Here is a 738-nt window from a genome sequence, read left to right as displayed (position 1 = left end):
CCGTTCATACCACCGTCACGTTTACTAAAGCGACCACATTTTGCAAACACATAGGCCAACGCCAAAGAGCCCGCCGCCGTGATCAGCCAAGACAACACAGAAATGGTGCCCACTTGCGCCAGTTTACTTGGCAGCATGATGATGCCGGAACCGGCCATGTTGATGAATGTCAGAATGGTTAACTGCACCACCGACATTTTTTTAGTTTCAGTACTCATAAATTATTCTCCACGAATAAGCGGTTCGCACCGACGCCGGAGCGTGGTGCGAACGGGTAGATTAATCTTTTAGGACATAACAATGTGCGGTAGTGCGACCGTTAACATCTTCAAGGTACACACCTTGAATTTCTGGCGCGAAGCCTGGGAAGCGGTTAATACCTTCTTCTAGAGATAGGAAGTAATCCACCACGTGTGGGGTCCAGATTTCACCAGTGATCACACAGATGATGCCTGGAGGGTAAGGAAGTGCACCCTCAGCGGCTACGCGACCAACGGCCTCTTTAAGTGGTAGGTAATCGCATTCACCACGGAAGTATTTGCGTGTTGCCACGTCTGGTTTGTGAACCATTTGTGGGAAGTACTCGCTGCGGAACATCGCTTTTTGTAGCTGTTTCACGTTCAGCTCTTTGTACATGTCATGCATTTCCTGACATAGCTGACGGATGGTGTAGCCACGGTAGCGTTCTTTATTCGCTTCGTAGACGCTTGGAAGTACGATACTTAGAGGCGCATCATC

The 738-nt window shown here is 49.2% G+C and carries 2 pseudogenes; both read right to left on the bottom strand.

The annotated features are described in order from the left end of the window. A pseudogene (gene potE, locus R8O11_RS27315) lies at positions 1-218 on the bottom strand (putrescine-ornithine antiporter); the annotation flags it as partial. A gap of 61 nt (positions 219-279) precedes the next feature. Continuing rightward, positions 280-738, bottom strand: a pseudogene (locus R8O11_RS27310) (ornithine decarboxylase); the annotation flags it as partial.

It is taken from the genome of Vibrio sp. 1288 (assembly GCF_033344475.1).
Note: the sequence above shows the minus strand (reverse complement) of the source record. Positions and strands in the feature narration are given on the sequence as shown.